A 5,609-nucleotide genomic window follows, 5' to 3' on the forward strand; every position below is an offset into this window, starting at 1 on the left:
CACAACTTCCCCGAGCGGTATCTGCTCAACCGGCTGTGCCTGGCGACGCAGGTCCCCCTGGTCGTCGCCGCGATGAACGCCACCGAGGCGTATCTGCTGGTGGTCCGGCCGGGTTCGCCCTGCCTGCGGTGTGTGTTCCCGGAGGGGGACCCGTCCTGGGAGCCCCTCGGTTTCCCGGTGCTCGGCGCGGTCGCCGGAACGGTGGGCTGCCTGGCGGCGACCGAGGCGTTGAAGATCGCCGGTGGATTCGCCGAGCCGGCGGTCGGCCGGCTGATCCACCTCGATCTGTGGGACACGGACCTGCGGACGCCGCGGACGCGGCGCGATCCAGCCTGCGTGGACTGCGGCTCTGGAGGCGCATCGTGATCTATCTTGACTACAACGCGACGACCCCGGTCGACCCGGAGGTCGTCCGGGCGATGCTGCCGTTGCTGCGGGACCACTTCGCGAATCCGGCCAGCTCGCACCCGGCCGGGCAGGCCGTCGCCCGGCTCGTCGAAGGAGCCCGGCGGGACGTGGCGAACCTCGCCGGCGCCCAGCCGCGTGACGTCATCTTCACCAGCGGGGCGACCGAGGCGGCCAACCTGGCGATCGCCGGGGTCCTGGCCACCGCCCCGCCGTCCTGCCGCCGCGTGCTCGTCGGAGCGACCGAGCATCGGGCGGTCCTCGCCGCGGCGGAGGCCGCGGCGCGGGTGCACGGGGCGATCGTGCAGACCATCCGGGTTCATCCCGACGGCACGATCGACCTCAACCACCTGCGCGCGCTGCTGCAACCGGTATGGGACGGTTCCGCCGTCGCGGGGGGCTCCGCGACGGCGGGGAACGGGGGGGTCCTCGGGGCCTCCGTCTCGAAGGTCGCCCTGGTGGCGGCGATGACGGCGAACAACGAGACCGGGACGCTGAACGACCCGTGGCCCATCGCCGAGCTCGCCCACGGGGCGGGGGCGTTCTACCTCGCCGACATCACCCAGACGCTGGGCCGGATGCCGGTTTCGGTCGCGGACGCCGGCATCGACCTCGCCGTCGCGTCCGCGCACAAGCTCTACGGGCCCAAGGGCACCGGCGCGCTGATCGCCGGCCGGCACGCCCGGTCGCAGCTGGCACCGCTGATCCACGGCGGCGGGCAGGAACGGGGCCTGCGCGCCGGCACGGTCAACACCGCCGGGGTGGTCGGCTTCGGCGCCGCGGCGCGGATTGCCGCCGCGGTGATGGAGGACGAGGCCCCGCGGCAGCGGGCCCAGACCGAGCTGCTGCACGATCTGCTCGTCGAGTGGCTCGGCGTCGATGCCGTCGAGCTCAACGGGCCGAGTGAGCGCGGCGGGGGCCGCGAATGCCGGCTGCCGAACACCATCAACCTGCGGTTTGTCGGTGCCGACGCCGACGCCGTCCAGGCCTGTCTGCCGGACGTGGCGGTGTCCGCGGGCTCCGCCTGTCACGGTGGCGGCGCCGAGCCGTCCCATGTGCTCACCGCGATAGGCCGGTCGACCACGGCGGCCATGGAGAGCCTGCGGTTCAGCGTGGGCCGGTTCACCACCGTCGACCAGATCCACGCCGCCGCCGCCGCGGTGGCTCGCGCGGTGCTGCGCGTGCGTGCCCTGGAGCAGAACCGATCGAACGATCTCTTCGACGGCCCCACCACCGAGTTCCGGGTGCAGGAGATCCTCACCGACCGGGTGTTCTCGCGGGCCCTGCGCATGCCCGAGGTGCCCGCCCCCCGATCCGCCTATCCCTGACCCGTTCCCCGCGCTTCCCTGACCCCGCTTCCGCGCTGTCAGCGTTGCCACGCGCGGTCCCGCTCGCCCGGCGCGGGCGTGCGTAGCCGAGAAGTTGAGATGAGGTTTCGCCATGCCAACCGAACAGTTGTCCGAACGACCCGACCCGGGGGTCACGCAACTGGAACACGTGGTGATCCGTTTTGCCGGTGACTCCGGCGACGGGATGCAGCTCACCGGTGACCGGTTCGGCGCCCAGGCCGCCGCGGGCGGCAACGACGTGGCGACGCTGCCGAACTACCCGGCGGAGATCCGGGCGCCAGCCGGAACCGTGGCCGGGGTGTCGAGCTACCAGCTCCACATCGCCGACCACGACATCAGGACCCCGGGCGACCGGCCCGACGTTCTGGTCGCCATGAACCCCGCGGCGCTCAAGGCGAACATCGCCGAGCTGCGTCCCGGCGGGGTCCTGATCGTGGACACCGACGCGTTCACGGTGATGGGCCTGGAAAAGGCCGGTTACGAGGCCGATCCCCTGACCAACGGGTCGCTGGACGCCTACCACGTGCACGCGATCAACCTCACCGGTCTCGCCGCCACGGCCGTCGCTGAGTTCAACCTGAAGCGCAAGGACGCTGCCCGGACGAAGAACATGTTCGCGCTCGGCCTGGTGTCCTGGATGTTCAGCCAGCCCATCGAGGACACGATCGCCTACCTGCAGAAGCGGTTCGCCGCGAAGCCGGACGTGCAGGCCGCGAACATCGCCGCGCTGCGGGCCGGGTGGATCTACGGCGACACCACCGAGGCCTTCGCGCTCGCCTACGAGGTGAAGCCGGCCAAGCTGCCCGCCGGCACCTACCGGCACATGAAGGGCAACAAGGCGATCGCCTACGGCCTGGTCGCCGCCGCGCAGCAGGCCGGGATGCCGCTGTTCCTCGGCGCCTACCCGATCACTCCCGCCTCCGACATCCTGCACGAACTGAGCGCGCTCGCATCCTTCGACGTGCGCTCCTTCCAGGCCGAGGACGAGATCGCCGCCATCGGCTCCGCGATCGGCGCGGCCTTCGCCGGGATGCTCGGCGTGACCGTGACCTCCGGTCCCGGGATGGCCCTGAAGACCGAGGCTCTCGGTCTTGCGGTGATCATGGAGTTGCCGCTCGTCGTCGTCAACGTGCAGCGCGGCGGGCCGTCGACCGGTCTGCCGACCAAGACCGAGCAGTCCGACCTGCTCCAGGCCCTGTACGGCAGGCACGGCGAGGCGCCGCTGCCGGTGATCGCGGCGCGTTCGCCCGCGGACGGCTTCGACGCCGCGCTGGAGGCGGCCCGGATCGCGCTGGCCTACCGCACCCCGGTCATCCTGCTGGCCGACGCCTACGTCGCCAACGGCAGCGAGCCGTGGCGGGTGCCCGAGACGGCGGAGCTGCCCAGCATCGGGATCGATCTCGCCACCGGCCCGAACGGGGTGGACGAGGCCGGTAACCCGATCTTCCTGCCGTACGCGCGGGACCCGATCACGCTGGCCCGCCCGCTGGCGATCCCGGGTACCCCGGGGCTCACACACCGCATCGGTGGTCTGGAGAAGGCCGAGCTGACCGGCGCGGTCTCCTACGACCCCGACAACCACGACCTGCTGGTCCGCACCCGACAGTCCAAGATCGATAACATCGACGTGCCGCTCCTGGAAGTCGATGATCCCAGTGGGTCGCCCGGATCCGGCGCCGATGTGCTGGTGATCGGATGGGGCTCGACGTGGGGGCCGATCGGTGAAGCCTGCCGCCAGGTGCGGCGCGACGGTATGAAGGTCGCCCAGGCGCACCTGCGCCATCTCGCCCCGCTGCCGGCAAACCTGGCCTCGGTGCTGTCGGAGTACCACACCGTGCTCGTCCCCGAGATGAACCTCGGGCAGCTCGCCGGACTCCTGCGCCGAGAATGCCTGATCGATACCGTCGGCTACAACAAGACCCGCGGCATGCCGTTCCGGGTGGCCGAGCTCACCTCCGTCATCAGCCGGATCATCCAGGGCATCGACGAGGAGCCGTCGGCGGAGGCGGCCTCGAAGCCGGTCGGGGACGTGAGCGCCCGGTTGAACGCACACCTTGGTTCGAAGCTCGGCACGGCCGGGGAGGCAGGACGATGATCTCGCTGAATGATGGATCCGGAGAACCGTCGGGTGACTCGGCGGGACGGCCGGCGCTGACCGTGCAGGACTACATGACCGGCAACGAGGTCCGCTGGTGCCCCGGCTGCGGGGACCACGCCATCCTCTCGACGATGCGGGGTCTGCTGCCGACCCTCGGCGTCCCGCCCGAGAACATCGTGATCGTGTCCGGCATCGGGTGCTCCTCGCGGTTCCCCTACTACCTCGACACCTACGGCATCCACTCGATCCACGGCCGGGCGCCGTCCTTTGCGACCGGAGTCTCGATCAACCGGCCGGACCTGGCGGTGTGGGTCGTAACCGGTGATGGCGACGCGCTGTCGATCGGCGGTAACCACCTTATCCACGCGCTGCGTCGCAACGTGAACCTCAAGATCATGTTGTTCAACAACCAGATCTACGGTTTGACGAAAGGTCAGCACTCGCCGACCTCCAGGATCGGCACGATCAGCCCGTCGAGCCCCCACGGGTCGCTCGACAACCCGTTCGACCCGGTTGCGCTCGCGCTCGGCGCCGGCGCGACGTTCGTCGCCCGCACGATCGACTCGGACCGTCGCCACCTCACCGCCACCCTCACCGCCGCCGCGGCGCACCAGGGAGCGGCGCTGGTGGAGATCCGGCAAGGCTGCCCCACGTTCAACGCGATTCCCCGTCAGCCGAAGCGGTCCGATGCCGATGCCGGCGCCGCCGGGGTCGCCGGGGCGAAGGGCGAGCAGGGGCCGATCCGGCTCTCGCCCGGTATGCCGGTGGTCTTCGGCGTGGACGAGCAGTACGCCGTGATCCGCGACCCGGCCACCGGGGAGCTGGCCGTCGGGCACAGCGGTGACTCCCGCGTCGTGGTGCACGATCCGACGGTGGAGAACTCGACCTACGCCTACGCCCTAGCCCAGCTGGCGCGGGCGGAGTTTCCGGAGCCGCCGATCGGCGTCTACCGGTCGGTCTCGCATCCCGTGTTCGACCAGCTGTTCCAGGAGAGGCTGGCGACCGCCCGGCCCGGCGGCCTAGGCGACCTGCGGACGTTGCTCCAAGGTGCCGACTCCTGGACGGTGGCCGGGTAGGTCGCCGCCGGGTGACCTACGGCTGGGATGAGACCTACGGCTGAGGCGAACCGGACCGATGGGCGGTCGCCGGGTGGACGCTCGGGGGCGAGGGGATCAGGCCTGTCAGGGCTGGCCTGATCCCCTCAGGGGATTCCGCGTTACTGTGCCCGGCTCGGCCTCGGCCCGGAGTGATCCCGGTTCCGGGCCCATGTGGTTTCCGTCATGGTCTCCGGCCGCCTGGTGATGACGGCCTCCTGGTGATGACGCCTGCACGCCGTTTTCCGGGATTTTTGTCACGCCGCTTTCTCGTCAATCGGCATCACCCGTCGGGAAACCCGCCGGGAAACCCGTCGAGACACATCGAGACACGTCGATTCAGGCGCGGTACGGGGAACGCCGGGAACGTCTCCAGCCGACTCCGGCCCCGAACTCTGCTTCGACCCCGGCCCCTGCTTCGGCCCCGAAATGTAGAGGGCCGGTGCCCGGACGGGATGGGTCCTGGGCACCGGCCGTAGGCCGGCGGTCTCGCTGACGCCGTGGCCGCGTCAGCCTTCGCCGGCGGCTTGTCTCGTCAGCGTCTGTAGGACGCGACGAAAGCGGTGTCCGCCCTGATCGGGCCGATCTTGCCGGCGCCGCCCGGATTACCGATCGGAGCATCCCGACCAGACAGGATGGCGGTGAAGAACCGGGCTTCGGGGA

4 protein-coding genes are annotated in these 5,609 nt (G+C 70.8%); all 4 read left to right on the forward strand.

Annotated features, from left to right (window positions below; translation table 11 throughout):
• A partial coding sequence (locus AC08OU_RS09230; protein WP_476600317.1) for a HesA/MoeB/ThiF family protein occupies positions 1-366 on the forward strand: 366 nt, incomplete at its 5' end.
• The gene (locus AC08OU_RS09235; RefSeq protein ID WP_476600315.1) at positions 363-1,733 is read left to right on the forward strand and encodes a cysteine desulfurase family protein; all 1,371 of its coding nucleotides are present in this window, start codon (positions 363-365) and stop codon (positions 1,731-1,733) included. The genes AC08OU_RS09230 and AC08OU_RS09235, both read left to right, overlap by 4 nt.
• Positions 1,734-1,845: 112 nt before the next feature.
• Positions 1,846-3,849: a 2-oxoacid:acceptor oxidoreductase subunit alpha gene (locus tag AC08OU_RS09240; protein WP_476604663.1), complete on the forward strand. Its 2,004-nt coding sequence runs from the start codon at positions 1,846-1,848 to the stop codon at positions 3,847-3,849.
• Positions 3,846-4,928 (forward strand): 2-oxoacid:ferredoxin oxidoreductase subunit beta, encoded by a 1,083-nt coding sequence (locus AC08OU_RS09245; protein ID WP_476604664.1) that lies wholly within the window; start codon positions 3,846-3,848, stop codon positions 4,926-4,928. Before AC08OU_RS09240 ends, AC08OU_RS09245 begins: the two co-directional genes overlap by 4 nt.
• Positions 4,929-5,609 lie beyond the last annotated feature (681 nt).

This window comes from Frankia sp. CcMO1 (genome assembly GCF_977945845.1).